25 protein-coding genes, 1 tRNA gene and 1 pseudogene are annotated in these 25582 nt (G+C 68.9%); 11 read left to right on the forward strand and 16 right to left on the reverse strand.

Annotated elements, in window-relative coordinates; genetic code table 11:
* Positions 1–425: 425 nt before the first annotated feature.
* From ACFYY8_RS07730 to ACFYY8_RS07745, 4 genes are all read right to left on the reverse strand, one after another.
* Positions 426–1001 (reverse strand): acireductone dioxygenase, encoded by a 576-nt coding sequence (locus ACFYY8_RS07730; protein ID WP_390038276.1) that lies wholly within the window; start codon positions 999–1001, stop codon positions 426–428.
* 77 nt (positions 1002–1078) lie between these two features.
* Positions 1079–2149, reverse strand: a complete 1071-nt coding sequence (locus tag ACFYY8_RS07735) for a TIGR04500 family putative peptide maturation system protein (RefSeq protein WP_390038278.1) — start codon at positions 2147–2149, stop codon at positions 1079–1081.
* A complete protein-coding gene (locus ACFYY8_RS07740) occupies positions 2149–3120 on the reverse strand; it encodes an MvdC/MvdD family ATP grasp protein (protein ID WP_390038280.1) in 972 nt (323 codons plus the stop codon). Before ACFYY8_RS07740 ends, ACFYY8_RS07735 begins: the two co-directional genes overlap by 1 nt.
* A 50-nt stretch (positions 3121–3170) precedes the next feature.
* Positions 3171–3317 carry a hypothetical protein gene (locus tag ACFYY8_RS07745; protein WP_390038282.1) on the reverse strand — a complete coding sequence of 49 codons (147 nt, stop codon included), beginning with the start codon at positions 3315–3317 and terminating at the stop codon, positions 3171–3173.
* 260 nt (positions 3318–3577) lie between these two features.
* On the opposite strand from ACFYY8_RS07745, the gene ACFYY8_RS07750 reads away from it, so the two are divergent.
* The gene (locus ACFYY8_RS07750) at positions 3578–4510 is read left to right on the forward strand and encodes a hypothetical protein (RefSeq protein ID WP_390038284.1); all 933 of its coding nucleotides are present in this window, start codon (positions 3578–3580) and stop codon (positions 4508–4510) included.
* A gap of 6 nt (positions 4511–4516) precedes the next feature.
* Complete coding sequence (locus ACFYY8_RS07755; RefSeq protein WP_390038286.1) at positions 4517–6820, forward strand: polysaccharide lyase 8 family protein; 2304 nt, start codon at positions 4517–4519, stop codon at positions 6818–6820.
* Here the strand turns inward: ACFYY8_RS07755 and soxR are convergent.
* Positions 6810–7253: a redox-sensitive transcriptional activator SoxR gene (gene soxR / locus ACFYY8_RS07760; RefSeq protein WP_390038288.1), complete on the reverse strand. Its 444-nt coding sequence runs from the start codon at positions 7251–7253 to the stop codon at positions 6810–6812. The genes ACFYY8_RS07755 and soxR overlap by 11 nt on opposite strands.
* A gap of 105 nt (positions 7254–7358) precedes the next feature.
* Between soxR and ACFYY8_RS07765 the strand changes: the two genes are divergently transcribed.
* The 3 genes from ACFYY8_RS07765 to ACFYY8_RS07775 are packed head-to-tail and all read left to right on the forward strand — an operon-like array spanning position 7359 to position 8598.
* Positions 7359–7517: a hypothetical protein gene (locus tag ACFYY8_RS07765; RefSeq protein WP_390038290.1), complete on the forward strand. Its 159-nt coding sequence runs from the start codon at positions 7359–7361 to the stop codon at positions 7515–7517.
* On the forward strand, positions 7514–8170 hold the full coding sequence (locus ACFYY8_RS07770) for an antibiotic biosynthesis monooxygenase (protein WP_390038292.1): 657 nt from the start codon (positions 7514–7516) through the stop codon (positions 8168–8170). Before ACFYY8_RS07765 ends, ACFYY8_RS07770 begins: the two co-directional genes overlap by 4 nt.
* Entirely contained in the window at positions 8167–8598 is a 432-nt protein-coding gene (locus ACFYY8_RS07775) for a nitroreductase family deazaflavin-dependent oxidoreductase (protein WP_390038294.1), read from the forward strand. The genes ACFYY8_RS07770 and ACFYY8_RS07775 overlap by 4 nt, the downstream gene beginning before the upstream one ends.
* 232 nt (positions 8599–8830) lie before the next feature.
* On the opposite strand, the gene ACFYY8_RS07780 is transcribed toward ACFYY8_RS07775, so the two are convergent.
* Positions 8831–9175 carry a phosphoribosyl-ATP pyrophosphohydrolase gene (locus ACFYY8_RS07780; protein ID WP_390038296.1) on the reverse strand — a complete coding sequence of 115 codons (345 nt, stop codon included), beginning with the start codon at positions 9173–9175 and terminating at the stop codon, positions 8831–8833.
* A 30-nt stretch (positions 9176–9205) separates the two neighbouring features.
* On the opposite strand from ACFYY8_RS07780, the gene ACFYY8_RS07785 reads away from it, so the two are divergent.
* Positions 9206–10213, forward strand: a complete 1008-nt coding sequence (locus ACFYY8_RS07785; protein WP_390038298.1) for an HNH endonuclease — start codon at positions 9206–9208, stop codon at positions 10211–10213.
* Positions 10214–10253: 40 nt separating this feature from the next.
* On the opposite strand, the gene ACFYY8_RS07790 is transcribed toward ACFYY8_RS07785, so the two are convergent.
* The 4 genes from ACFYY8_RS07790 to ACFYY8_RS07805 form a co-directional block, all read right to left on the reverse strand.
* Entirely contained in the window at positions 10254–10661 is a 408-nt protein-coding gene (locus ACFYY8_RS07790) for an SgcJ/EcaC family oxidoreductase (protein WP_390038300.1), read from the reverse strand.
* Positions 10662–10776: 115 nt separating this feature from the next.
* The gene (locus ACFYY8_RS07795) at positions 10777–11763 is read right to left on the reverse strand and encodes an RNA polymerase subunit sigma-70 (protein WP_390038302.1); all 987 of its coding nucleotides are present in this window, start codon (positions 11761–11763) and stop codon (positions 10777–10779) included.
* 89 nt (positions 11764–11852) lie between these two features.
* Complete coding sequence (locus ACFYY8_RS07800; RefSeq protein WP_390038304.1) at positions 11853–13877, reverse strand: primary-amine oxidase; 2025 nt, start codon at positions 13875–13877, stop codon at positions 11853–11855.
* A gap of 552 nt (positions 13878–14429) precedes the next feature.
* Positions 14430–14765 (reverse strand): helix-turn-helix domain-containing protein, encoded by a 336-nt coding sequence (locus tag ACFYY8_RS07805; protein WP_390038306.1) that lies wholly within the window; start codon positions 14763–14765, stop codon positions 14430–14432.
* 140 nt (positions 14766–14905) lie between these two features.
* Here ACFYY8_RS07805 and ACFYY8_RS07810 point away from each other — a divergent pair, with 140 nt between their 5' ends.
* The 3 genes and pseudogenes from ACFYY8_RS07810 (at position 14906) to ACFYY8_RS07820 (ending at position 17430) form a co-directional block, all read left to right on the forward strand.
* Positions 14906–15418, forward strand: coding sequence for a DUF6355 family natural product biosynthesis protein (locus tag ACFYY8_RS07810; RefSeq protein ID WP_390038308.1), 513 nt, complete (start codon positions 14906–14908; stop codon positions 15416–15418).
* Between the two features lie 732 nt (positions 15419–16150).
* Positions 16151–16342, forward strand: a pseudogene (locus ACFYY8_RS07815) (hypothetical protein); the annotation flags it as partial.
* A 59-nt stretch (positions 16343–16401) separates the two neighbouring features.
* Positions 16402–17430, forward strand: a complete 1029-nt coding sequence (locus ACFYY8_RS07820; RefSeq protein ID WP_390038310.1) for a DUF6461 domain-containing protein — start codon at positions 16402–16404, stop codon at positions 17428–17430.
* Between the two features lie 7 nt (positions 17431–17437).
* On the opposite strand, the gene ACFYY8_RS07825 is transcribed toward ACFYY8_RS07820, so the two are convergent.
* A complete protein-coding gene (locus ACFYY8_RS07825; RefSeq protein ID WP_390038312.1) occupies positions 17438–17629 on the reverse strand; it encodes a hypothetical protein in 192 nt (63 codons plus the stop codon).
* Between the two features lie 427 nt (positions 17630–18056).
* Positions 18057–18129: transfer RNA gene (locus ACFYY8_RS07830), tRNA-Arg, on the reverse strand.
* Positions 18130–19243: 1114 nt separating this feature from the next.
* Here ACFYY8_RS07830 and ACFYY8_RS07835 point away from each other — a divergent pair.
* Positions 19244–20377: a D-alanyl-D-alanine carboxypeptidase family protein gene (locus ACFYY8_RS07835; RefSeq protein ID WP_390038314.1), complete on the forward strand. Its 1134-nt coding sequence runs from the start codon at positions 19244–19246 to the stop codon at positions 20375–20377.
* Between the two features lie 57 nt (positions 20378–20434).
* On the opposite strand, the gene mscL is transcribed toward ACFYY8_RS07835, so the two are convergent.
* From mscL to ACFYY8_RS07850, 3 genes are all read right to left on the reverse strand, one after another.
* Positions 20435–20839, reverse strand: a complete 405-nt coding sequence (mscL, locus tag ACFYY8_RS07840) for a large conductance mechanosensitive channel protein MscL (protein ID WP_390038316.1) — start codon at positions 20837–20839, stop codon at positions 20435–20437.
* A gap of 61 nt (positions 20840–20900) precedes the next feature.
* On the reverse strand, positions 20901–21464 hold the full coding sequence (locus ACFYY8_RS07845) for an SAF domain-containing protein (protein ID WP_390038318.1): 564 nt from the start codon (positions 21462–21464) through the stop codon (positions 20901–20903).
* 507 nt (positions 21465–21971) lie between these two features.
* Entirely contained in the window at positions 21972–22781 is an 810-nt protein-coding gene (locus ACFYY8_RS07850) for an S-methyl-5'-thioadenosine phosphorylase (protein WP_390038320.1), read from the reverse strand.
* Between the two features lie 409 nt (positions 22782–23190).
* On the opposite strand from ACFYY8_RS07850, the gene ACFYY8_RS07855 reads away from it, so the two are divergent.
* Positions 23191–25203 (forward strand): MFS transporter, encoded by a 2013-nt coding sequence (locus tag ACFYY8_RS07855; protein WP_390038322.1) that lies wholly within the window; start codon positions 23191–23193, stop codon positions 25201–25203.
* 11 nt (positions 25204–25214) lie between these two features.
* Here ACFYY8_RS07855 and ACFYY8_RS07860 read toward each other — a convergent pair whose 3' ends face one another.
* Complete coding sequence (locus tag ACFYY8_RS07860; protein WP_390038324.1) at positions 25215–25526, reverse strand: FmdB family zinc ribbon protein; 312 nt, start codon at positions 25524–25526, stop codon at positions 25215–25217.
* Positions 25527–25582: the final 56 nt, after the last annotated feature.

Below are 25582 nucleotides of genomic sequence, written 5' to 3' on the forward strand. Positions count from 1 at the left end.
CGTCCGCCGCGCCGCGGAACGTGGGAAAGGGGAGACGGACACCACACCGCAGACCCACGGCTCTGGAGGTGGTTCCTCGTCGACTCATACGCGGTTCCCGCCCGCCCCGCCTTCTACGGGGGCGTACGCGGTCAAGGAAAACCGGCGACATAGCCGGTAGACGGTGTTGAACTCCTCGGGCCCCGGTGCTTCGCGCGCACCGGGGCCCGACACACGTCACGGAGGACGCGCCTCCGCCGGAGACGCTTCCGCCGCCGGCTCCGTCTGGCCGTCCGCGCCCGCGGGCTGCTCGACCAGGGCACCCCACTCGACGCGGCCCGCCGCGTCATCGCCCCGGAGACCGGCTTGAGGAGGCCCCGCGCCTGAACGCCGAGCTGAGACGGCGGGTGGAGTCTCCCGCCGAGTGCCCCGGGTGATCCCGCCGGTCAGCGGGTGGCGATGAGCGTGTCGAAGTCCGCGAAGTCGTCGGCCAGGCGACTGCCGGTGAAGTCCCCGACCCAGCCGTCCTCGTCGTGGAAGAACCGGATCGCCACGAAGTCGGGCCGGGTGCCCATGTCGAACCAGTGGGTGGTGTCGGCGGGCACGCTGAGCAGGTCACCCGCCTCGCACAGCACCGCGTACACCCTGTCGTCGAGGTGCAGGTAGAACACCCCGGCGCCCCGGGCGAAGAAACGGTCCTCGTCGTCGGCGTGCGTGTGTTCCGAGAGGAACTTCTCCCGCGCCCTGGCGGCCTGCTCGGCCCACCCCGGATCGTCGGAGGGCGTCATGCGCACGGCGTCGACCAGCACGTATCCCTCCTGGCCGATCACCCGGTCGACCTCGTCGCGGTAGGCGTCGAGCACCTGCTCCGGAGTCGGTTCCGCGGGCAGGTCCCTGACCGGCTCCCACCGCTCGAACCGGATCCCGAACGGCTTGAGCGCGTCGGCGACCTCCTCGGGGTCCTCGGTCCTGGTGAGCACGGTGTCCGGGTCGTCGTCGGCCCAGACGGTCAGCAACGTCATCGGATTCTCCTCGTCACGGGTTCCTGCGGTTTCCAGGGCTTCCCGTGATTTTCTCCCCCGAGCCCGGCGGACTTCTCTTACCTTTCGGGCTGATTTTCCCGTGTGTCGCCGGTGCGCTCCGCCGTACCCCAGAACCACTCGACCTTCGCGGCCCTCCTGCGCCGCTCGATCCACTCGGCGAAGATCCGCCGCTCGACCAGGTCACGGACCGCGTCGTCGAGTACGGCGGGCTCCACAGCAAGCACCTTGACCGTCAGGTCGCCCAGAGCCGTGGGGAAGGGGCCGGCGAGCGTTCCCGGCGCGGCGGACAGGACCATCTCGGCCGCCTCCTCGCCGATCTCCCCGGCCAGCTCCGGCCTGCGCGCGGTGACGAACACCTCACCCGGTACGGCCAGCCCCGCGGCGAACGCCCGCTCGACGTCGGCGAGGAAGTCGTCCGGGCTCCCAAGACCGGGACCGCCGGGGCTTCCGGGGTTTCCAGGGCTTTCGGAGTTTCCGGGGCTTCCGGGGGCGAGGACGACCCTGGCCAGCCGTACGGCGTCGAGTTCGCGGCCGTGGGCGGCGAACCAGTCCTCGACCCGCCCGGCGGCGACCCGCGAACGCAGCCTGGCGACCGAGGCCTCGACCGCGACCAGTTCCTCAAGCTCGGCGTGGGAGATGTGGTTGCGCTCCATCCAGGCCCGGGTCCCGGCGCCGGTCAGCAGTCCGCGCGCCCGGCGGAAGGCGTCCATCGCCCGCTGCAGTTCCGCGTCGGAGATCGGCTCGGGCTCCTCCTCAAGCGCCTCCCGCACCAGGCAGTCCGTCACCAGGCGGTCGGCGACCCCGCGCTCGTCCCAGACGAAGTCCAGGCAGGCGACGGCCCTGGCGACCGGGGTCTCGACGCCGTTGACCCGCAGCAGCAGGTGTTCGGCCGCCCGGTGCACGCCGCGCAGCGGCCAGGGCAGCGCCAGGTCGGGGGACCACGACAGGGAGACGGTCGAGCCGTCGGGTTCCTTGAGGAGCAGGGCGTGCTGGAGGGAGCCGTCGAACTCCTCCCGCTGGGCGACCAGCCGTACCCGGAGACCGGGGTTGGCGCGCCGGAAGGCGCCCAGGTCCGCGTCGTCGGTGAGCACGCGCAACGCCTCAGCGAGTGTCTGGCCGTCCACCATCACGTCAATCCGCTCATGAGCAGGTCGCGGATCGCCGCGCCGATGGGAAGTCCCGCCGCGGCCTCGATCCAGAGGAACTGGCCGTTCGGGTTGATCTCAAGGAAGACATGGCGGCCGTCGGGTGTGAGGATCAGGTCGATCGCGCCGTAGACGAGGCCGAGCCGTTCGACCAGCCGCACGCACCGCGTGGCGATCTCGGCGGGCAGCTCGTGCGTCCCGATGGGGGTGGCGCCCGGGTCGTAGTGCCGCCAGTCGTAGCGCGTGTGGTTGCTCACCTGGGAGTGGATCTCCGCGGCGAAGACCTGCCGCCCGACCACGGTCACCCGTACCTCGACCCGCTTGGGCACGTAGGCCTGGACGATGACCGGGCACAGCCGCAGCGCGTCGGCGTGCGCCACGTCCCCGGGGGTGACCGGCGCCGCGAACCGGCCGAACCGCTCCCCGTCCGCCTCGAACCGGTTGCCGTGCACGGGCTTGGTGATCACCCGTCCCTCGTGCCGGTCGTAGAAGTCGAGGAAGCCGTCCGGATCGGTGGTGATCAACGTCTCGGGCAGCTCGAAGCCGAGCAACCGCGCCTGTTCGAGCTGGTACGGCTTGCGCCCGGCCCGGTCGAGGACCGGTCTCGGGGCGGGAACCGTCAGGCAGTCGAGGCCGTCCCACAACCCCTCGGTCACGGCCAGGCACTCCTGCTCGACGTAGGCTCTCACGCGCTCCCGGCGGATGGCCGGGCTCACGGCAGGGGGCAGCGGCCTGCGGTACCAGAGCGAGGTCAGCTCGTCCAGCACGACCCTGCGCTCTCCGGTGTCGAGCACCCTGCGGGTCGAACCGTCACCCGACAGGCCGATCTCCACGCTCGCGCGGACCGGGTAGGAGGCGGGATCGAAGACGACGACGTCCGCGCCCGCGGACGTGAGGAGACCGGTCACGTGGTCGGCGTGGTCGTCTCCGGCGGAGGTCAGTACGAGGATCATCAGGGATCCCGCACGGGGACGCGGTCCCACACGTCCCCGTGGCGGACCGATCAGCTGTCGCCGGAGGTGTGGCTGTGGCCACCGTGGATCACGATGACCTGGCTCTTCGCGCCGCCGCTGACCTGGAGGAGCTGGTTCTCGTCGAGCTCGGGGCCGAGGGCCGCGATGTCGTCGAGCGTGGTACGCGACTTGCTCACGTCGTTCCTGCCTTTCCTGTTTCCGCGGGCCGTCCGGTGCGGTCCGATTCCGGAAGGCTAGGCGGAGGCGGTCGGGCGGGTCGTCCGTCACGCGGATGATCGGCCGTCCCCCTCCCAGGGGACTCCTTCGGTGATCATCGCGATCGGCAAAAGCGGCATAATGCCCGAGTTAGGTAATACCGGCGACCGATGCCTGGCCCGTGACGCTGTGCCAACGGGGGCGACACAGCCGTCATCGGTCCTCTCTGATCGGAGAACCCATGACCCACGATGTCGTCGGCGAAGGCCTGGTCAAGGCCCTCGCCGAAGAGGGCGTCACGGGCAGCCTCATCGGCCCGACGACCGTCGGCGTCAGTTATCCGGGTGTCACCGACTTCACCATCGACATCGGCGAGTGGCGTGCCCGCGCAGCCGAGGTCCCCCCGGCCGAACTGCCGTCGTTCATCTCGCACGTCGCCCAGGGGTTCGCCAGGTCGATCCGCGCGCAGGCACAGCCGTCACCGCTGTCGTCCGACATCGAGCGGCTGCTGGCCGAGGAGTCGCTGCGGATGCGCCTCTACACCGAGGAGGCGTTGTCCGAGCCGCCCGGCCTGCGGGACTCCCTGCTGACCCGCACGCTCGCCCCGGGACTCGTCGAGACGGTGGTCATCGACACTCCCGACTCGATCGTGCCGCTCAACCGCTCCCGGATCGGCGACAGGTCGGAGGAACAGGTCTTCGGCGCCGCGCTGCACGCCTCCCTGACCAGGGAACCCCACTACGCCAAGACCGACGCGATCTGGGGCGTCCCGATCACACACGTCGGGGAGACCCACCGCTACATCGGCTCCCACATCCACGTGCTCAGGCGCCACGTCGGAGCCGCCAGGTACGGCGCGCTGGTCTCCTTCCCCGTTCCCGAGTACCTGATCGTCCACGAGATCGGCGACACCCACATCGTCGCCGCCCTGGAGGCCATGCAGGAACTCGCCAGGACCCACGTCGAGAAGGGGGAAAAGGCCCTCACCGCGCAGGTCTACTGGTGGTTCCCCGGGGCCTACGAGCAACTTCCCGAGCCGGCCGCGCTCGCCGGCGGGCAGGTCCCCGACCTGCGGCCGGTCGAGGTCGAGGTGAACCACCAGGAGAAGAGCGTCACCCCGCTCACCGCCGACACCGGACGACTCATCGAACTCTGGATGAGCGACCGTGCCTGACCCGATGTGAAGCCCTCACGGCGGACGTTCCTGCGGCTCGGCGGGACGGTCGCGGCAGGAACGCTGCTCCTCGCGGCCGACGCCAGGCTCAGGCACCTCGGGGAGCGAGCCGGAGCCCGGTGGGACGAGCGCTTCGCCGGGTTGCGCCGTACCTGGCGGGACGTGACGGCGGGGGCCGGGTTCCACCCCGAGGCGGAGCCGTACCGGGCGGCGCTGGCACGGCTGGGCGCCATGGCGGCCCGGCACCGGGACGCCATGGCGCCGACCGACGCCTCCCTCTGGCCCGACCAGGTCTTTCCCTCGTTCGTCGCGACCCCGGCACGGCTGCGGACCATGGCCCGCGCCTACGCGTCGCCGGGAACCGGCCTGACCGGCGACGCGGACCTGGCCGAGGCCGTCGCCGCCGGGATCGACCACTACCGGCGGCGGGTGTACGCCGAGGACGCCGGGCAGACCGGCAACTGGTGGCACTGGCAGATCGGTGTCCCCAGGGCGCTCCTCGACGCGGCCGTGCTGGTCGGCCCGCACCTGACGGAGGCACGGAGCAGGGCGCTGCGCGACGCGGTCGACCACTTCGTCCCGGAACGCCGCCTGGCCGACTACAGCGGCACCAGCACCGGGGCCAACCGGGTGGACCTGTGCACGGTGACACTGCTGCGCGGTGTGCTCAGGTCGGACCCGGACCGGGTGGCGCTGGCCGTCTCGGCGCTCTCCCCGGTCCTGCGCCACGTCACCGAGGGCGACGGCTTCCACCGGGACGGCTCGTTCCTCCAGCACACCACGGTCCCCTACCAGGGCACCTACGGAGCCTCGCTGCTGAACGGCGTCGCCACCCTGCTGGCCGTACTGCGCGGCTCGCCATGGGAGATCACCGACCCTAATGTGCGGATAATTCATGACATGGTGGAACGATCGTTCGTCCCGGTCGTCCACGACGGTCTCTGCATGGACCTCGTCAGCGGCCGGGCCGTCGGCAGGCGGCCGTACGGTGACCACGACCGGGGACGCGCGATCGCCGCCGCGATCCTGCTGCTCGGGGAGAGCGCGCCGGCGGCCGACCGGGACCGCTGGCGGGGCACGGTCAAGGGATGGGCGCTGCGGGACACCGTCAGGCCCATGCTCACCGCCGCCGAGCGCGACGACCTGGCCTTCCACACCCGCCTTACCGCCCTCCTGGACGACGAGACCGTCCCCGCCCTGGCCGAACCCGCCGGGCACCGGCTCCTGGCGTCGAGCGCCCGCGCCGTCCACCGGGGGGCGGGCTGGTGCGCGGGGCTCAGCATGGCCTCCTGGCGGGTCGGCCACTACGAACACGGCAACGGCGAGAATCTCCGCGGCTGGCACACCGGCTCGGGAATGCTCACCTGGTGGGCCGAGGGGCACGGCGCCCAGTACTCCGACTCCTTCTGGCAGACCGTCGACCCCTACCGGCTACCGGGAACGACCGTCTCGACCCGGCGCCTGGCCGACGGCGAAGGACAGGGGTGGGGTGACACCTGCCCGCCGAGCCGCTGGGTCGGCGGCGCGAGCGACGGCGGGTACGCGACCGTCGGCCAGCACCTGTACGGCTTCGCGAGCACGCTGGAGGCCTTCAAGTCCTGGGTCTTCCTCGACGACGCCGTGGTCTGCCTGGGCGCCGGGATCACCTGCGCCGACGGCGTTCCGGTGGAGACCGTCGTGGACAACCGCAGGACCTCGGGCGCCCTCACCGTGGACGGCGACGCGGGCTGGGCGCACATCGAGGGACACGGCGGTTACGTGCTGCCGTGCGCCAGACTCCGCACGCTGCGTGAGGAACGCTCCGGCGGCTCACCCCGGGTACGGCGAGACTACGCGACCCTCTGGCTCGACCACGGTGTCGATCCCCGCTCGGCCGGTTACCTCTACCTCCTCCTGCCGGGAGCGAGCATGGCGGAGACCCGGGCCAGGGCCGCCGACCCCGGCTGGGCGCGCGTGCTCGCCAACACCGTCCTCCAACAGGGTGTCCAGGTCGCCTCACTGGGCCTGACCGCCGTCAACTTCTGGGCCCCGGGCACCGCCGGACCCCTGACCGTCTCCGCCCCGTGCGCGGTCCTCGTCAGGGAGACGGACGACGGTACGGCCACGCTCACCGTCTCCGACCCCCGCTGTGACCTGGACTCGTTGACCGTCACCTGGGACCGCGCGGTGGCCGAGGTGCTCGACGTCCCCCGGTCGCTGACGGCCGCCGTGACCGGCCCGCGTCTCACCCTGTCCTTCGGCCGCCTCGCCGACGAGGAAGGCGCCTCACACCCGGTCACCGTACGGCTCGCCCCGCGGGTCAGGGGGTGAACAGCCGTCGTGGCCCGGACCCCTCCTCGCCCATGACGTCGCCGGGATTGACCAGCGCGCACTCCCCGAACGACAGGCAGCCACAGCCGATGCACTCGGTGAACCGGTCACGCATCCGCTCCAGCCGTTCGATGCGCTCGTTGAGCCGATCGCTCCAGCACTCCGAGGCCCGGACCCAGAACTCCTTGCCCGGGGTGTGGTCGGCGGGCAGCAGGGCCAGGACCTCGCCGATCGCGGAGAGCGGGAGACCGACGCTCTGCGAGGCGCGGATGAAGGCCAGCCTGCGCAGCGTGCCCCTGTCGTAGCGGCGCTGGTTTCCCGTGTTGCGCCTGCTGTGGATCAGCCCCTGACGTTCGTAGAAGCGCAGGGCGGAGGCGGGGACACCGCTGCGAGCGGACAGCTCGCCGACGGTGAGTTCCCCGGCGCGTGTCATGCGGCCCACCCTAGCTTGACTTGAACTCTTGTTTAAGTTCCAGGTTTGTTCTCACCCCACCGTCTCGGGGTTCCCCGCTTCGGGGTCCCCAAAGGAGGACATGTCATGGAACCTTTGCGGCTCGCGGTGATCGTGGGCGGCGTCTTCCGCGCGTCCCTGAAGAACGCGATCACCCAGTGGCGGGCCGAACCGGTCGGCTTCGTCTCCTACGGTGGTACGTTCGGGGGCCCGCGGGCGACCGAGCACAGGAAGCAGGCGGCATGACGAACCTCGTCCGGGACCTCCACCCCAACCTGGGCCGCTCCGACGCCGGTGTCGTACTGGTCGGCCGGTGGCCCCTGCGGCACACGCCACCGGAGGTCGTCACCACGGCCTGGGAGAACAGACCGTGGCCCGAAGACCTCGTCTCGGTCAACGTCTACGTCAGCACCGACGGACAGGACGTGCTGGTGTACGAGCAGTGGGCGGGCGAACCGGACGGCCCCCGCTCCCCGATGGGGGCAGAACCGGTCGCCTACCGGGTCTACCGCAGCGGGACCAGGGAGAACGCGCCGGTGCCGGGATGCGTCGTCATCGTCTCCGTCGAGTTCGAAGGCCCCGACCGGGAGCGGCAGGAACGGTGGGTGGACACGGTCTTCGAGGCGCTGGCCGCCGAGACCGACCCGCACCCCGGAGGGATCTCCGGTCACTTCCACGCCAGTCTGGACGGCACCCGGGTGCTCAACTACGCGGAATGGACGGACGAGGCGTCCCACCGGGAGGCCCTGGACAACAGCGGGCGGGGAACCGTCGGCTCCGCACCCGAATGGCAACGGGTCGTGGAGTTTCCCGGCGTGCGGAAGAACGAGTTCAGGCGCTACCACCTCCACGCGAGCCTCGCCAGAACCGGTCCCACCGGAACAGGAGTAACCGGATGACGGATCCAGAGGTCCACGACAGCGGGACGGGCTGGGTGGCCGAGCACATCCGCCGGTACGTCGAGTCCGACGGCGCGGACGGCCACATGTACCAGGGATGGCCGACCCTGCTGCTCACCACCCGGGGCAGGAGGAGCGGCATGCTGCGCCGTACCGCGTTGATCTACGGCAAGGACGACGACCGCCATCTGCTGGTGGCCTCGAACGCCGGCTCGGCGGAACACCCCGCCTGGTATCTCAACCTGAGCGAGGACCCGGCCGTCGCGGTGCAGGTCGGCCCGGACAGGTTCACCGCGAGGGCCCGCACCGCGACCGAGGAGGAGAAGCCCCCACTGTGGCGGCTGATGACCTCGATCTTCCCCCTCTACGACAAGTACCGGGCCGAGGCGTCCAGGGACATCCCCCTGGTGATCCTGGAACGCGACTGACCGAGGACGCTCGACGCCCTGCCCCGGCCACACCGGGGCAGGGCACCCTCGGCGGCGTACCACCCCGACCGCCCCCCGGGCAGTGAGGCCGAACCTCTTCGAAGAACACTCGTTGGACCATGCGCGGTGTGACCCGGGCCCTCGCGTCCACCCTCACCCTGGGAACCGCCCAGGCCCTTCCCAGGGTCTACCGGGGAGGCACCCCCAAGGGCACATGGACCCACTGCGCACCTCACCCGCCGGGCCGCGTCACCTTGTCGAGCCACAGGCGGCGGTTGAAGCCGCCTCGCGCGGCTCGCTTACGGTGAGCCGCCTCCCGAATCTGATCATCGGAGAACCCGAGTGTCTCGGTGAGGGTCGTCAACACCTCGTGAATGTCGGCCAGTTCCCCCAGACGGTCGTCGGGGCTCGCCTGACGTAGCTCCTCGGCCTCCTCGACGAGCTTGGCGGTCAACGCCGGGACCAGCTCCGATTCGTCGAGCACCCTGATCTCGGCCGTCAGCCCATCGGCCTCGATGACCTCAGGAATCCGGTCACGGACCAGCTTGCCATAGGTGATTGTCCGGCTTTGGCGCAAAATGTCGCCCCCTTGATCGATACTGCACGGGTGGATTACCGACGCGGCGTGGTCACCGGTGAGAGCGTATGGCGTGCCATCGTCCTGTACGGCGCCAACTCGGCCACCTACAAGTTCGCCTTCGGCGCGACCCTCCTGAAGGTCGCCGCCACCGGCCGCACCCATGTGACGCTCGAAGAGCTGGCGGTGCCGTACGCGGAACTGCTCTGCCAGGCCCTGCGCCATCAGGACCGGCAGGGCACCGCCGCCCGCAGCAAGTTCCTGGACGCCTGCCGCGCGTTCAACGCGGGCGAACTCGACCGGGACACGCTGCACCGGCGCACCGTCCAGTTCGGCTTCGCCAACGTCGTCGACGCCTTCCCTCAGCTCGGCGGCGGCCCGGCGCCGGTGCGCTACTACGAGGACCGGCGCCGGGACTCCACCGCTCCGGGCCTGGTGTTGCGCGACGAACTCCGCGAACTCGCCCTGTCCGCCCACGCCCCGGACCTCGGCGCCGAGATCACCGCCCGCTGGCGGCTGGTGGAGACGGCGTGGGCGACCGGTGTGTCCGACGCCGTACTCGGGCTGGTCTACGACTCCGGAACCCAGGAGCTGGTTCTGCGGACCAGACGGCGTCGCAAGTCCGTGACCGGGGTCGTCGCCGCCCTCAGCGGATACCAGGACGGCCGTTGCGCCTACTGCGACCAGGTCATGACGGGGCCCGTCGTCGAACACGTCCTGCCGTGGAAACTGCTCACCCGGCACTGGAACGGCCCCGACGTCGACGCCATCTGGAACCTGGTCCTGGCATGCAGGCCCTGCAACGACGCCAAGCGGGACCGGGCGCCGTACGAGAAGTGGATGCCCTGGCTCGAACAGCGGAACAACGACCTCATCGAGTCGCGTCATCCGCTGCGCGAGGTCCTCATGGCCCAGACCGGCGAGACCGCGGCCATCCGGCACGCCACCCTCAAACTCGCCTACCAGAGGGCCACCGAACTCCTGCCCGCTGTCTGGACACCTCCCACGGGACGTACGGCCACCACCTTCCTCCGATGAGGGGGAAGGTGGTGGCCGCCCCCGTCACGTGGTCAGTTCGTCAGGGCGCCACCACCGGGCTGTTGTGGTAGGCGGCGATCAGCCATCGGCCGTCCCGCTTCTCGAAGACCCAGGTCGCGTTCACCTTGCGCCGGTCGTCCGGGACCTCGGTCTCGCCGGGGAACAGGATGGCGGACTCGCTGATGACGATCGCGCCGTCCCTGCCCACGAAACGGATGCCGAGCTGCTTGTTGTGGGTCCAGCTGCCCTTGAGCGGGCCCTCGAAGCCCAGGGCCATGTTCTTACGGATCACCTCACGGCTGCCGCGGAGCGAGCCGGTCATGATGGCGGTCGCGTCCTCGGTGTAGTCGGCGACCATGCCGTCGGCGTCGCCCGCCGCCCACGCCCTGTAGGAGGCGCCCAGCACGGCCTGGATCGCGGCCTCGTCTTCCACACGACTGTCCGACATCGGATTCTCCCCTGTGAACGGCTCGCCGGGGTGTTCCGGCGAGCTCGTCAGTACATACCGGCGGTGAGGTCGGAACTCATCGCGCCGGCGCGCAGAAGACGCCGAGACGTTTCGATCAGGTCCCGGCGACGGCGCGTCCCTCGTCGTCGAGCCTGGTCGCCAGGCCGAAGGTCGCGTAGACGGCGGGGTCCTGGAACACCGAGTTCCGGGTGACGCCGCCGTCGACGACGGTGAAGATCTGGAGCGTGTGCAGGCCGTACCCGTCGCCGACGCGCTGGTAGGCGGCGAAGCCGGGCTGGCCGCCGTTGGCCGTGACCTCCCTGAGGAGCCAGTCCTTGCCGGCCTTCTCGAAGACCCACTCCATGAACAGGCCGTAGTTGCCGCGGCCGGAGAACCAGTTGAGCATCGGCGGCATCTCCATGATGACGTCCTCGGTGAGCAGCCGTTTGAGGCCTTCGACGTCGGCGAGTTCGAAGGCCTTCATGTAACGCTCGATCCAGGCGCGCTGGTCGGTTGCGGACGGCTCGCTGACCCGTTCCCGCAGGTCGCCCATCTCCTTCATGCGGGTACGCGCCCGCTGCAGGGAGCTGTTCACCGACACGACGGTGGTGCCGAGGATCTCCGCCGTCTCGGCGGCGGAGAAGCCGAGCACCTCACGCAGGATCAGCGCGCCGCGCTGCCGGGCCGACAGGTGTTGCAGGGCGGAGGCGAACGCCAGACGCAGGCTGCTGCGGTCGATCACGGTCCCGGCCGGGTCACCCGTGTCCAGCAACAGGTCCGGCAGGGGCTGGAGCCAGGTCGCGTGCTCTCCCTGGACGAACGGCGCGAGCGGGTCGGAGGCGGCGACCAGCCCCGAGGGCAGCGGCCGACGCCCGCGAACCTCCAGGGCGGTCAGGCAGACGTTCGTCGCGATCCGGTAGAGCCAGGTGCGCAGCGAGCTGCGAGTGTCGTCGTACTGCTCCCGCGCCCGCCACGCCCTCAGGTACGTGTCCTGGACCAGGTCCTCCGCATCGTGGGCCGAGCCGAGCATCCGGTAGCAGTAGGCCAGTAGTTCCGCCCGGAACGGTTCTATCCGACGATCGAAGCCCTCTTCCCCCACCACGCCACGCCCCGTCCCGCTGCCGCCGCAATCGCCGTACCTGGCGACTGCGGCGACAATACGCCATGGGCGGATATGTCACCATTTAGTGGTCACTCTTCGGAGTGATGGTGTCCGTCGCAGTGCTTGGCCGTGTTGGCGGGCACGTTCAGCGTGGGGTTGCGGTCGAAGAACCCGTACGGCGTCAGCGAGAATCCGGTGTGGTCGACCGGCATCACCGGCCAGTCCTCGGGCCGTGGGAAGTGGGTCACGCCGAAGGTGTGCCACAGAACGACGTCCTCGCCGTCCAGAGGCCGGTCACCCGCCACGTACGCCGGCAGGCCGTCGCCGCCGGGGTTCTGGTTGACGAACTCGCCGGCCGGGTACCGCTCCTCGGGCGCGTACCGGGTGATCCACAGATCCCGGGTGGTGAACGCCGCCCGCGCGGCGATCGACGAGGACGCGTCCGCCAGCAGGGTCGGGTGCTGCTCGGCGCGCAGCACGTAGCCGGTCGGCTGTCCGAGCCGGTTGGTGCGCTCGGTGCTCACCACGTGCCATGACCGCCCGACGGAGGCGTCCGCGCTGCGCACTCCCTCGGCCTCGCTCGCGATCCGGGTCCGGGTGTGGCCGAAGGCGTTGCCGTACGGATTCTCCGGAGAGACCGGCACCCGGACCGCGTCGACCTCGTCGACCGCGTTCCGGACACCGTCCACCATCATGTCGAGGCGGGCGCTGAACAAGTGCTGGTGGAACGGGGCGCCCAGACCCGGGGCCACCTCTCCGGCGTAGGGCCACTCCTGCAGCCCGCGGTAGGCCGAGGTGAAGAGGATGCCGGTGAGCTTGGCCTCACACTCGATCCTGCCGTCGAGGTAGAGGTACCAGTAGAAGCCGTAGTCGTAGTTGCCGATCGTGGTGAAGAACGAGATCACCAGGCGGCGCTGGCGGCGGACCTCGGCGGAGTTCGGGGTGTAGATGTCGGTGTGCTTCCACAGCGTGCCGTGGTCCTCCTCGTGCAGGCAGATCGCGTTGGGGATGCGCCGCACGTCGCCGGTCTCGTCGGCCAGGTCGACGTCGACGTAGTGGATCTCGCCGAGACAGTCGCAGCCCAGAGTGAGCGAGTTCGCGAACCGGCCGAAGAGGTACTCCCCGGTGTCGAAGTAGTTCTGCCAGAACCGGACCGGCGCCGGATCGCCGTACGGCACGACCATCTCGGCGATGGAGGCGCGGTAGACGATCGGCCGGACCTCGCCGTCGTGGTCGGGGTCGGCGTAGGACAACTGGTGGAGCACCAAACCCTCACGGGCGTCGAACCCGAAGGTGAAGGACCAGTTCGCCCAGGTGATCCGGTCGCCCTCGACCTGGAACGACGGCCCCTCCGGCTGGGTGATCTCGATGGGCCTCAGGGTCTCCAGCGGCGCCGGGCGCCCCTGCGGAAGGTGGAACCTGCTCCGTTCCTCCGGCAGGGGGAAGACGCCGATGTCGATGATCTCGGTCGCCTTCTTCGCGATCAGGTCGACGTAGGCGCTCAACCCGTCCACCGGATGCGCCCAGACATGAGTGTCGGGGTCGAGTACGGCGAAGCAGAGCACCCGGATGATCCGTCTGCCCTCCTCGCCGGGCAGGCCGAAGACGCCGGCCGAGAGCGGGGCGCACACCACCTGCTCGGGGGTCAGGTCGCGCTTGGCCAGCGCGTCGACCCAGGCCGGGTCCTGGGCGAGGATCCCGTCGACCGACATGAACTCCTCGACCAGGATCGGCATCCCGCCGTGGGAACCGTCGACGTCGACGATCGCGGCCACCACGTCGGCGGTGAGGTCGACGGTCACGTCCCGGGCGTCACCGGTCGCGGTGTCGAGCAGCAGCACCCGTGCCCGGCGGTCAGGCCTGGGCCCGGTGCCCGCCTGGAAGGCGAGCACCTCCTGCTTGTGCGGTTCGAGCAGGCCGACGTAGACGAAGCGGACGCTCTCGCCGGCCAGACCGGCTTCGCGTACCAGGGCGGTGGTCCGCTCGATCTCGGTCGCGGTGAGGCTGGAAACCGGGGTGGTCATGGTGGTTGAGGAATCCTCTCTGGGGTGGTTCGCGTCGAGCCGAGCGGCTCGACGCCCTCGACGTCTCGTGTTCCGTCGCAGGGAGCGCACGCGTGCATTCCCGGGCTGCCGCGTTCAGTGGGAAGAACCCGCCTCCGGCCTGTCTCTGGGCTTCTGGAACGGCTTCCAGGGGGCGATCCACATGGCAGGCCCTGGAAAGAGCGGCCTGGTGAGCAACATTTATCAATGGGGCGTGATGGGCGCCAGTGCCAAAAATGTGGCTGAACTGACAGGATTGTTGTGGGCGGATTGAGTGCACCGAAAAGGAAAATGCCCATTGATATCAGCCGTTTTTATGTGAAAAGTCCTATTCGCGATGGTTGGCTGATCGAGGTTCCGGTAGGGATTCCCCTCTCTTTCGCCGGGCTGTCCTCATGGCCGTATGCGGACAAAGAAGGCCGGGCGTCGGCCGCCCGGCCCCAGGGGGTTCGGCCGGACACGAAGGCGCCGAGGGCGCGACCCTCACGAGTGCTCGCTTTGTCCCAGACGAGCACGATCGGAGCGCCGAGTCGCAGGTGCGCCATGGGGGTAGGTCCCGGCGGCCCGGCACCCTCACCACCGGCGTCGCCCCGCGCCGTCCCCAGGTGCGGGCCGTCGGCGGCCTCATCGTCCGGCCGCACTCGTCCTCGAAGCAGACTCACGCCCCCAGGTCCGCCGCGGTGGTTCCACGAGGGGCCAGACCTTGCGTCTTCCACACCGCGATCGCCTCTTCATCGCGCTCGCTCGCCCGGCGCGCCGGCACCTGACACGACCGGCCGCGCCGCCACCGCGGGTCCATGCTCTGCGCCACCGGTTGGCCGACATCCGCGTGACCCGCAGGTCCCTGGCCACCTGCTCATCGGTGTATCCGCATGTGAACAGCTCGGCCGCGCGCAGCCGTATCCGTTCACGCCTGGCTCGTTGCTCGGCGGTCAGCCCGCCGCCTTGCGCATACCGCATGGCCTGGGCATACCGCAGCGGCCCGGCACATTCACATGATCGCTGAACGCCACGAATTAAAGATCGGCACCGACCGGCGAACCGCACATCGGCGAAGGCTCCGCCGTTGGCGCCGAGACAGGAACAGGCACCGATACCCGGTGAACGCCCTCATTGTCTGGGGTGCCGTCAAGCGAACTACCGCTCCGAAGATGTTAGTCCTCACAGGACAGGGGCAACGCGGCCGAGGGACTTTGGCAGAAAACCTTGAATATTTGGCAGGAATTACGGTGGAGCAAACCCAAATCCCAATAGATACTGTGGATGAAATTACGCACGACACGAAGGGCAGTGAAATACGAATGCTTAACCGGATCCTCAAGACGGTTGGCGGCACGCTGGCCGCCCTGGTGCTGACCACTGCTCCGGTATACGCCGGCACCAACACGACCGCCGGCGGCCCGGGCGGCGCGAGCGCGCTCGTCGGCTGCGGTTACGACGAGGTCGGCGGGAGTGCCTACTACACCCACTGCAACTCAAACGTCAATGTCCTTATCCGTGTCGAACGGTACTGGGACCTGCCCGGATACGACCAGTGCGTAAGTCCGGGGTCAACCTTCCTTGGTCTTACATACGAGATCAAGTTCGCGTGGTATAAGGGCGTTCTTTGCTGAACAGGTCATTGAGATGATCTCAGCGAAATAGCTCGAACGAATGGATTTATTGGACGCGCTTCCGGCCTTCGAGAGGTGTTACCGAAGGCCGGAAACAGGTACGGAGTCCGAGCTGGAAGAGGGTCGTCTTCACGGAGGGAAGGCTTACCGCCCGGTTGATGACGGCCTTGGAACGCACGGCCCCGCTCGTACGCCTTGTCCACGTCGATGCCGTAGTTCTGGGCGACGATCTAATTCGTGGGGTAGGCCGGTCCCTGCCAGGGAGGGACCGGCCTGCTCCTCAAGCGCCGTAACCCCATGAATTAAAGACCGGTAAGCGGAGAGTCCGGAGTCACCCGTGGCCCGTCGGCCGGTCAACGGATTTGTCGTACCTCTCTGCGACCCTCCCAGGATGCTGAACGCGGAACTGTTGCGGCCGTTGCTGAGAGCCGCATGGGGACCTGACACCTGTGATCCGGTGGGCCGTGAACAGTGGCGGCCGGACAACCCGGCGAGGAGCCAGTGCGGCACGACGGCGCTGGTGGTTCAGGACCTGCTCGGCGGAGACCTGATCCTTGGCGAGGTCCATGTCGACGGGGTCAAGGCCTGGAACCACTACTGGAACCGGCTGCCTGACGGCACCGAGGTGGACTTCACCTCCGACCAGTTCGGCTCCGGCGAGGTCGTTGTCGGCGGTCGTGTACAGCATCGGCCACCGGCCCTGGGTAGTACGAGGCCAATAAGGAACACTGCGATGAGTATCCCTTCGCCAGCACATTGGAAGGGGCGGCCAGTGACGATTTCGACTTCTCGGTCAAGCCGATCCCGGAATGCGCGAACTGCGCGGCCGGTTCAACGCAGAGCATCTTCTGGATGCGGTACCGAGTGCTCCCTGGAGACACGTTCTATGTGAAGATTCATGACGGGCAGCCACCCGCCCAGTAAGCGCTGAGCCGGCGGGTGTTCCAGGACGCCCGCCGGCTCCTCACGATGGAGACCATGGCATGAGGGAAGACGACCCCACCCATTACGAGGGACTCGTCTCCGCGTGGTTCTCCGATCCCACCTGTCTGACCTGGTGCGAGGGCTCGGGGCTGGACGACGTGGCGCGAGCCTTCGGCGCCGACCTCGCCGCGGCCGAGTCACTGAGCTTCGAGGACGCCCAGCTCGAGCAGTACAACGCGGACATTCCCGGCCTCTTGCCCAGCCTGGTGGCCGGGATGATCGGCGACTGGACGCTGGTCGTCGAACCGAACGGGTGCGAGGGCGCACGACCCGAAGTGCTGAAGGCGTTGTCGGCCCAGGGGCGGGCGGTGAACGTGCTGCTCAACGGAGGCCGGTACGACCGGCTCAGCTACGCCGCCGCCGGGCGGTTGCTGGCCGTCCGGTTGACGTCCTCCCCGTCCGGCTCCGACCGCCTTCCGGGTGACGCCGACGCGGTCATCGACGCGGTCGGCACCGATGACGTCATCGGGCTCCAAGCCGCCGCACTCCTGGCGGCGGAGCACATCACCGGTGCCCGCCTCACGGAGGAGTGGCTGCTGGGTGGCGGTCTCACGCGTCTGCTCGTCGAGAATCCGCTCCCCGACGACATCGTTCCCGATCAGTTACGCGACCACCGCGTACTGAACCGACCCGAAGTACGGGCCATCCTCGATGATCTGTCGCCCGGCAAGGCGGCTTCCATCCGCTATCTGATGACGGAGGCGGTGGTCCAGGGTTCGCAACTGTCGCACCCCGCAGTGGCCGAGGCGCTGGAGTTCCTGCGCGGCGACGACGACGCCATCCGGCGGCGGGAGGTCCGCCGCCAGGTCGCCCTACTGCGCGACGAGGTCTCACGAGAACCCGGTCCGGACTGGACACCACGCCGTGCGGCCGTGAAGGTGCTGCTGGACGCGCTGGGAGACGACCTCACCGAATCCGCGGACGCGGTCGCGGGCCACGCCTACATGGGACATCTCGCCGACGATCAAAAAGCCCTCGTGGTCATCATGAAGCGGTGCCTGCAGCGCATCGGCCGCACCGCGCCATGAACGCGCATCAGAGCTGGTGACAAGCGGCAGGGCCGGTCATCGACGCGATGTGCCTCTGATCGCTCGTCCCGTCGCCCAGGGTGTAAGCCGGGCGGCGGTCGATGCGGCGACGGACCTCGTCGGTGCCGAAGTGGTAGTCGATGCGCTGGGTGGCCTCGGCCCAGTCCTCCATCGAGCGGACCGCTGACAGGGCCTCCACGACGAATGGGTCGCTCTATCGTTCCTTGACGCGCTCCCACAGCGTGCCGGCGTCCTCAGTGAGGAGACTGCCGACGGTGCCCTCGTAGACGGGCAGTGGTCCGTGGCCAGGGCGTTGCCCAGGGGAGCGACGACGCCCCCAATGGGGATGGCCGGTTGCTGTTCCGGGTTATACGCACGTATTTGGCACGATCGACGACTGCGTCGCCCGCAGGCGGAGGCGGTCGTAGCGGGTTGTCGCTGCGTGGATGACCCGAAATCAGGGGTTGACCTGGGGGAATGCTTCCAAGATTATCCCCCGTATGTCCCCTGATCATGGTCGTACGGCTGCGTACGGGCACTGTCCGCTGCCTATCGAGGATGACCAAACGAAAGACCTGCGGCTGTGAAACCGCAGGTCAGGGGCCGAATATGGCGATCTAGGTGAGTGCCCCCGGCATGATTCGAACATGCGACACCCGCTTTAGGAGAGCGGTGCTCTATCCCCTGAGCTACGGAGGCAGGGACTCTCCATAAGAGTAGCGAAAGTGTGGAGTGGATGCGCGCCCGGAGGGGGAGTTGGCGACGATCGCCGGGTTATCGGTTCGCTGAGCTGCGGTAAAAGGGCGGCAAGTGGACGAGTGCCGCCGGAGTGACGACGCTTAGTGTCACACTCCGTGACGGACGGGCAACGCAAGCGAATCCACGGGCACCGAGCGTTGCAGCTGCTCGTGCTGTGCGGGGCGATGCTGGCGCCCGTGCTTCTGGCGATAAGCCTGCTGGTGGCGGAACTCGCCGGATACCGGGCAGGCTCTCGCGGAGTCGCCGGGGGACAGTTCCGTGACGGTCTGCCTCGTGGACCTCGTATCCCACACGAGTCCCACACCCAGGGGTTTCATGGCATCCGTAAGGGTTTCGAGGGCTTCGACACGCAACCCGCCTTTCGAGGGCTCGGTGACATCGGTAGAGCCTTGAAGCACGAGAAGGACTGGGCTCTCGCTCGAGCCCATGATCGTGGCCGCCGTGAGTCCTACAGGGAAAGGGTGAAAACGGCGAGGCAGGCACTTGGGGTTTGGGGAGTGACGGAGGAGGAGGGAAACGGTGGTTCGTCGCGGGCCATCGCCCTGGTGCCCGTCACGATCGCACCGGTGCGGGATGTGGTGCGGAGGGCCGAGGCCGTTCCTCCAGGCACGCTCCAACGGCCGGAGACCGTCTCGCCGAGTACGGTCCTGAGACCGAAGGGCGTCCCGCATCGGCATGGGCTCGTCCGCGTCTACGGGAGGCGGGTGCCACCGGTGGCCGTCCCGAAGGCGCGCTCCGCGGGGGTCGCCAAGCCGCCTCCCCCGACTCGTGTGATCAGAAAGAAGCGTCCGGCTCCGCCGGTGCGGCGGCCTGTCCAGAAGCCTCCGCGCCCCGAACCGTCGAACGACAGATTCGAGTGCCCCAAGGAGTGGCGGAACACCTGGTTGTGGGAGGTCTGCATGGAAGAGATGCGTAACAAGACCTGAGCCACCAGATGGTCAAATGGGGTGTTTGGCGCATATCAGCTGTACTGAGTCCGACCCAGGCACTTGGTTGACTGTAGTAACGTGCGTGCCTGACCCAGGTCACGAGTTCGCAAACGGAGGGGTCGAACGTGCCACCTCGTCGATCGGCGGGCCTGATCGTCGTCGTCACGGCGATGTCTTCCCTCGTCCCGGGGGTGGCTGCCGCGAAGCCGACGCAGACGAAGGCCCAGTCGGTCGCCGCCGGTAAGTCGATCGCCCTCGCAGAGAAAACGCAGGTCGCCCCGACTGGAACCCTTCGTGACCCCGTCAACCTCACCGAGCTGCGGCGTGAGGCGGAGAAAGCCGCCAAGGAGCTGGAGAGCGCGACAAAGGCGTTGGAGCAGAGGCGCGCCAAGATCCAGGCCTCGGAGAAGGAGCTGGCCGCCAAACTCCGTGAGTTGCAGGTCGCGGAGCGGGCCTTCGCGCAGCTGCGACAGCCACTGTCGGACCTGATCGGCCAGCTCTACCAGCGTCCCCTCGGGGGCGACGCCCTCTTCTTCCTGGCCGGTGACGCCGACGCCTCCACCCTCAGAGCCATGGCCGACATCAACCAGATCGCGGCCGAACGCAACCAGGTCCTCGGGGACGGCGCCCGTCTGCAGGCGGAGAAGGAGCGCCTGGCGGGGGAGGCCCAGGAACTCCGGGCGAGCACCCTTCTGGCGGAAGCCCAGATGAACGCCGAGATCCAGACCCTCAGGGACCGCTCCTCCAAGATTGTGAAATCGCTGACGCAGGCACTGGTGAAACTGGGGGTCAAGGTCAACAGGTCGGGTAACCCCGTAGGAGGGTGTGATCCGACGAGGGCGACCTCACTGGAAGACTTCCCCAACGGTCTGATCCCCAAGGCGTATCTCTGTCCGCTTCAGCAACAGGGCAACCAGCTGAGGGCCGACGCGGCGTTGGCGTTCATCAGCCTGAACGAGGCCTACCGGCAGAGGTTCGGCAAGCCCATGTGCGTGACGGACAGCTATCGGAGTCTGGCCGAACAGCAGTCCGTCTACTACCGCAGGCCCGGATTCGCCGCCGTGCCCGGTCGCAGCAACCACGGTCTCGGGCTCGCCGTGGACCTGTGCGGAGGCGTGGAGCGGTTCCGGTCGGCCGAGTTCAGCTGGCTGGAGGCCAACAGCAAGAAGTACGGCTGGATGCATCCGAAATGGGCGTATGTCAGTCCTTTTGAGCCTTGGCACTGGGAGTACGACCCGAAGCTTGGCTCCCTGCTGTAGAGCTGCGACGCGGTCGCGAAACCAGGGCGCGTCTTTCGTGGCCGGCGCCTTTCGTGATCAGCGGACAGGGGTGACCTGGGCGGTGCACTGGGAACAGCGGACGGCGGCCCGGGGGATCTCGGAGAGGCATTCCGGGCAGTCGCGCAGGCTGCTCTCCTCCCGCCTGGCGAACCTGGAGGAGAGCTTCTCGTAGGGGCTGACGATGAGGAAGTAGATGACGGCCGCCACGATCAGGAACGAGATCAGGGCGTTGAGGAAGAGGCCGTATTTGATCTCGCCACCGCCGATGCGCAGGGTGAGCGCGGAGAAGTCGGGACGCCCGCCGATGGCGGCTATCAACGGCGTGAGGATGTCGCTGACGAAGGAGTTCACGATCGCCGTGAAGGCGGCGCCGATGATCACCGCGACGGCGAGGTCGATCACGTTGCCCCGCAGCAGGAATTTCTTGAATCCGTTGATCATGGTTCCCCCTCGTCCATGCGCTCAGCCGGCATTCGTTTCATCACCATGAGTATCTGTCACATTACTTTATGTGAGGGTTGATGGTGATCGAGAGGTGGCCACCAACCTGGGCGGACGCCAGCTCGGCGGCCTGTGCCGACGAGGTGGCCAGCACCACGAGCGCCCCCTGGTCCGCCTCGCCTCCAGGCGTGGCCAGTACGGTGACCCCCTCGGCCACGGTCCGGGCGGGGGCGGAGCCGTCCCAGGAGGACGGGGTGGCGAGCACGTTCACGACGTCACCGGCGGACAGCAGGCGCGCCGTCTGAGGGTCCGCGACCCGGACAGGGGTGGCGACCGTCCCCGGCCCCCGGGCGGACAGCAGGCCGGGACCCAGCAGACGGACGTTCGTCAGCGGCTCCCCTCGACGCACGGGGCCGGTCAGGACCCTGCCGACGATCGGCGCGCCGGGTTTCAGCGCGCCGTCGGGGACGGTCTCGGGCCGCATGGCGACCGCTCTCAGGTCGGAGGCGCCCAGTGCCCCTCCGGCGAGATCCCTGGCCGCGGTGAGCACGGTCACCGACGCGCTGCCGGGCCGTAACCCGACCAGGGCACAGGCCATCGCCAACGCGGCGACGAAGGTCGCCACGATCCGATGACGACGCCCTCCGAAACGGAGCAGGGCATCCACGCCACGGACAGGGGAGCCGGGAGCGGAGGGGGCACGAGGACGGACGGAAGACCGGGCCGGGGGACCGGCCGGATCGCGGAGGACGCGCATGTCTGGCTCCAGGGGTGGTCGAAGATCCGGTCGTCGGAACGGCCGGACATCGGTGGGTGGGGCGGCGGGGGAGAACGCCGGAAGGCGGGAGGCGTCGACGCGATGGAACCCGGTGAGGGGCCGCGGGAAGAAAGGCCTTCTGAGACACCGGAGGCCTGGAATGCGGCCTCGGGAGTGGTGAGGGGGCGCCTCTCGCGGAGCGAGGCGATGCTCGGCGGACTGAGGAGCACGCGGGTAGGTTGAGCGGCCGGATCCCGCCGTACGGAGATACGTCGTCTCGGGCGGTGGTATCGGGGACAGCCGAACAGAGCGGACAGGCGGTGCCGTACGGCAGGCCCGGCGCGGAAGCCGGGCGCCTGCCGTAGGAGAACTTGGTCAGCCGGGGAGTTCGAAGGGGAGGGACAGGCCGTTCAGAGTGTTGGGGCAGGGACAGGTGCGCTCTTCGGGCAGGGCGGTGACGACGTCGGCGACCAGGGAGCGCATCCGGTTGATGTTGGTGGAGAAGAAGGCCAGGACCTCCTCGTGGGTGACCCCTTCACCCACCTCGACGCCGGCGTCGTGATCGGTGACCAGGGACAGCGTGGTGTAGCACATGGCCAGCTCACGGGCGAGGACCGCCTCGGGGGAGCCGGTCATGCCGACGATCGTCCAGCCGTTGGAGGTGAACCAGCGGGACTCGGCGCGGGTGGAGAACCGGGGGCCCTCGATGACCACCAGCGTGCCGTCCTTCGCCAGCTCCCACCCGGAGGACTGGGCGGTTTCGATGGCCGCCGTGCGCCCCAGGGGACAGTAGGGATCGGCGAAGGAGACGTGAACGACGCCGCCGGTGTCGTAGTAGGTCTGGATGCGCCCGAGGGTGCGGTCGACGAGTTGGTCGGGAACGACCAGGGTGCCGGGGCCGAGCTCGGGACGCAGTGAACCGACCGCGCTGGGGGCCAGGACCTGGCGGACACCCAGGGAGCGCAGTGCCCACAGGTTGGCGCGGTAGGGGATGAGGTGAGGGGCGAAACGGTGGTCGCGGCCGTGCCTGGGCAGGAAGGCGACCGACCGCGATCCGATCCGGCCGACGGTGATGACGTCGCTGGGCGGGCCGTAGGGGGTGGTTACCTCGATCTCTGCCGCGTCGTCGAGCAGAGAGTAGAAGCCCGAGCCGCCGATGACTCCGATGTCCGCTTTGGTGACCATGGCGCCGAGATTAGCGTTATCGACGAGCCGTTGAGGAGGCCCATGCGCGTCCTGTGGATAACTGAAGAACAGCACATTCTCCCTGTGGAAAACCAGGTCGTAATCCTGGACAACCGCGTCATGGCTCGTGAAACCCGCTATGGGAATGGTCAAGGGCGGTGGGTCACGTAAAAGCCCATGATCCATGGGAAAGCGGTGCGGAAACGGTTCACCAGGGACGACGGCTCCTGTCGTAAAGGAATCGTCATCCGCTTCCTCCGGGGCGATCCGACAACCGTGAGAGCCGGACACGACGGGCGCCGCCGGGACAGACATGGCCCGGATGAACATGGTCCAGGCGAAGAACAAACCCGGTTGATCCCTGCCGGAGCAGGCCGTCGGAAACAAGGGCCGTGGGTAGGGGAACGGCATGGATGTCGCGCGCCGTACGGGGGCCGGGGTGGGGCTCGTCATCGGGGCGCTCATGCTGGGCATGTTGCTCGCCGCCCTCGACCAGACCATCGTCGCCACCGCGCTTCCCACGATCGTGGCCGACCTCGGCGGCCTCGGGGAGCTTTCCTGGGTGGTCACGGCCTACATGCTCGCCTCGACGGTCTCGACGCCGTTGTGGGGCAAACTCGGCGACCAGTACGGCAGGAAGGGACTCTTCCAGGCCGCCGTCGTCATCTTCCTCGTCGGCTCCGCGCTGTGCGGCCTGTCGCGGAACATGGGACAGCTGATCGGCTTCCGCGCGCTGCAGGGGCTCGGCGGGGGCGGGCTCATGGTGCTGGCCCAGGCGATCGTCGGGGACGTCGTGCCGGCCAGGGAGCGTGGGAGATACCAGGGGTTCTTCGGCGCGGTCTTCGCCGTCTCCAGCGTCGCGGGGCCGCTGCTCGGCGGCCTGTTCGTCGACCGTCTGTCCTGGCACTGGGTCTTCTACGTCAACCTGCCGGTCGGGGTTCTGGCGTTCGCCGTCATCTCCTCCGCGCTGCCCCAGGACACGGAACGGACCCACCACGTCATCGACCACCACGTCATCGACCACCTCGGCATCGTCCTGCTCGGTTCGGCCGCCGCCTGCCTGGTGCTGGTGACGACCTGGGGCGGCACCGTCTACCCCTGGACCCATCCCGTCGTCGTCGGCCTGGTGCTGGTGGCGGCGCTCCTGCTGGCCCTCTGGTGGTGGGTGGAGAACCGGGCAAGGGAGCCCGTGCTGCCGCCCCATCTGTTCCGGTCGAGGGCCTTCGGCGTGGCGTCGCTGATCGGCTTCGCCGTGGGCTTCGCGATGTTCGGCTCGCTCACCTACATGCCGCTGTTCCTCCAGGTCGTGCAGGGGGTGTCGCCCACGTGGTCCGGCATCCACCTGCTGCCGATGATGGCGGGCATGCTGGTGACCTCGATCGTCAGCGGTCAGATCATCACCAGGACCGGGAGGTACAAGGTCTTCCCGATCGCGGGCGGCGCGGTCACCACGCTCGGGCTCTGTCTGCTCTCCCGGGTCCGGGTGGACATCCCGGTCCTCGAACTGAGCGTCTACCTGCTCGTGCTGGGCGTCGGCATCGGCCTGGTGATGCAGGTGCTGGTGATCGTGGTGCAGAACGCCGTCGGTTTCGAGGACCTGGGGGTGGCCACCTCGGGGGTCACCTTCTTCCGCTCCGTCGGCGGCTCCTTCGGCGTCGCCGTCGCGGGCACGGTCTTCGCCTCACGGCTGACCGACGACCTCGTACGGCTGTCGCGGACCGTACGGCTCCCGCCGGGGGTCGCCACGGCGGTCCAGTCGGATCCGACGGCCGTCAGGAGGCTGGAGCCCGGGGCCATGGCGGCGTTCCTGGCGGCCTACTCGGACGCGATCGCCGGGGTGTTCCTGTACACCGCGCCCGTCGCGCTGGTGGCCTTCGCCGCGGCCTGGCTGCTGCCCGAGGTGCCGTTGCGCGAGACCACCAGGCCCGTGGACCTGGGGGAGTGCTACGGCGCGGTGTCCGCGCAGCGTTCCTCGCTGAGCGAGGTGGAACGCGGGCTGTGGCGGCTGGCCGACGCGGACATGCGCCGGGACTACTACCGTCGCCTCGGGGAGGCGAGCGGTCTCGACCTGCCACCGGGTTCGGTGTGGCTGATCGCCAGGTTGGGCACCGGGGGCGGTCAGAAAAGCGTGGAACTCGCCGAGCGGGCGGGGGTCACGGTCGAGAGGGGCAGGCCGTACGCGGATCTGCTCGTCACGCGAGGGCTGGCCCGCCGTACCGACGGCGGCGGGCGCCTTGAACTGACCCCGGCCGGTGAACGGGTGGCCGGGGTGCTTGTCGCCGAGGCCCGTGAGGGGCTGCGGCGGATGATCGACGACTGGGACCCCGCGCGGCATCCCGGGCTTCGTGAGCTGCTGGACAGGCTGCCCCACGAGATGCTCGGCTCAGCCTCCGACCGCCCCCGAGGAGCCGCCGGAGCGTGATGGGCGCCGCGTTAGGAGGCCGCGGGGGCCGGGGTGCCGGCGGCGGCGGGCTTGGACTCGCTCGACTTGGACTCGCTTGACTTCGATTCTCCGGACGAGCCGGAGGAGGCGGACGCCGAGGACGAGCTCACCGTGCTGGTCGAGGAGGACCGGCTGTCGGTCCGGTAGAAGCCGGAGCCCTTGAACACGATGCCGACCGCGGAGAACACCTTGCGCAGCTCACCGGCACAGGACGGACACTCGGTGAGCGCGTCGTCTGAGAACTTCTGGACGATGTCGAACTCGTTGCCGCATGCGCTGCAGGCGTACTGGTAGGTGGGCACCGTTCCTCCTCCTTCGATCCGCGCCGTCTGGCACTCTACTGACGCGACTGCTAATG

The sequence above is a fragment of the Streptosporangium sp. NPDC001559 genome (genome assembly GCF_042893955.1).
GTDB lineage: Bacteria > Actinomycetota > Actinomycetes > Streptosporangiales > Streptosporangiaceae > Streptosporangium.

Excerpts from the sequence above, each read along its gene's own strand:
- ACFYY8_RS07750 (WP_390038284.1), top strand. The coding sequence starts at position 3,578 with ATGACCCACGATGTCGTCGGCGAAGGCCTGGTCAAGGCCCTCGCCGAA.
- ACFYY8_RS07805 (WP_390038306.1), bottom strand. The coding sequence starts at position 14,765 with ATGCGGTATGCGCAAGGCGGCGGGCTGACCGCCGAGCAACGAGCCAGG.
- soxR (WP_390038288.1), bottom strand. The coding sequence starts at position 7,253 with ATGACACGCGCCGGGGAACTCACCGTCGGCGAGCTGTCCGCTCGCAGC.
- ACFYY8_RS07855 (WP_390038322.1), top strand. The coding sequence starts at position 23,191 with ATGGATGTCGCGCGCCGTACGGGGGCCGGGGTGGGGCTCGTCATCGGG.
- mscL (WP_390038316.1), bottom strand. The coding sequence starts at position 20,839 with ATGATCAACGGATTCAAGAAATTCCTGCTGCGGGGCAACGTGATCGAC.
- ACFYY8_RS07790 (WP_390038300.1), bottom strand. The coding sequence starts at position 10,661 with ATGTCGGACAGTCGTGTGGAAGACGAGGCCGCGATCCAGGCCGTGCTG.
- ACFYY8_RS07850 (WP_390038320.1), bottom strand. The coding sequence starts at position 22,781 with ATGGTCACCAAAGCGGACATCGGAGTCATCGGCGGCTCGGGCTTCTAC.
- ACFYY8_RS07765 (WP_390038290.1), top strand. The coding sequence starts at position 7,359 with ATGGAACCTTTGCGGCTCGCGGTGATCGTGGGCGGCGTCTTCCGCGCG.
- ACFYY8_RS07775 (WP_390038294.1), top strand. The coding sequence starts at position 8,167 with ATGACGGATCCAGAGGTCCACGACAGCGGGACGGGCTGGGTGGCCGAG.
- ACFYY8_RS07740 (WP_390038280.1), bottom strand. The coding sequence starts at position 3,120 with ATGATCCTCGTACTGACCTCCGCCGGAGACGACCACGCCGACCACGTG.
- ACFYY8_RS07820 (WP_390038310.1), top strand. The coding sequence starts at position 16,402 with ATGAGGGAAGACGACCCCACCCATTACGAGGGACTCGTCTCCGCGTGG.
- ACFYY8_RS07735 (WP_390038278.1), bottom strand. The coding sequence starts at position 2,149 with ATGGTGGACGGCCAGACACTCGCTGAGGCGTTGCGCGTGCTCACCGAC.
- ACFYY8_RS07730 (WP_390038276.1), bottom strand. The coding sequence starts at position 1,001 with ATGACGTTGCTGACCGTCTGGGCCGACGACGACCCGGACACCGTGCTC.
- ACFYY8_RS07770 (WP_390038292.1), top strand. The coding sequence starts at position 7,514 with ATGACGAACCTCGTCCGGGACCTCCACCCCAACCTGGGCCGCTCCGAC.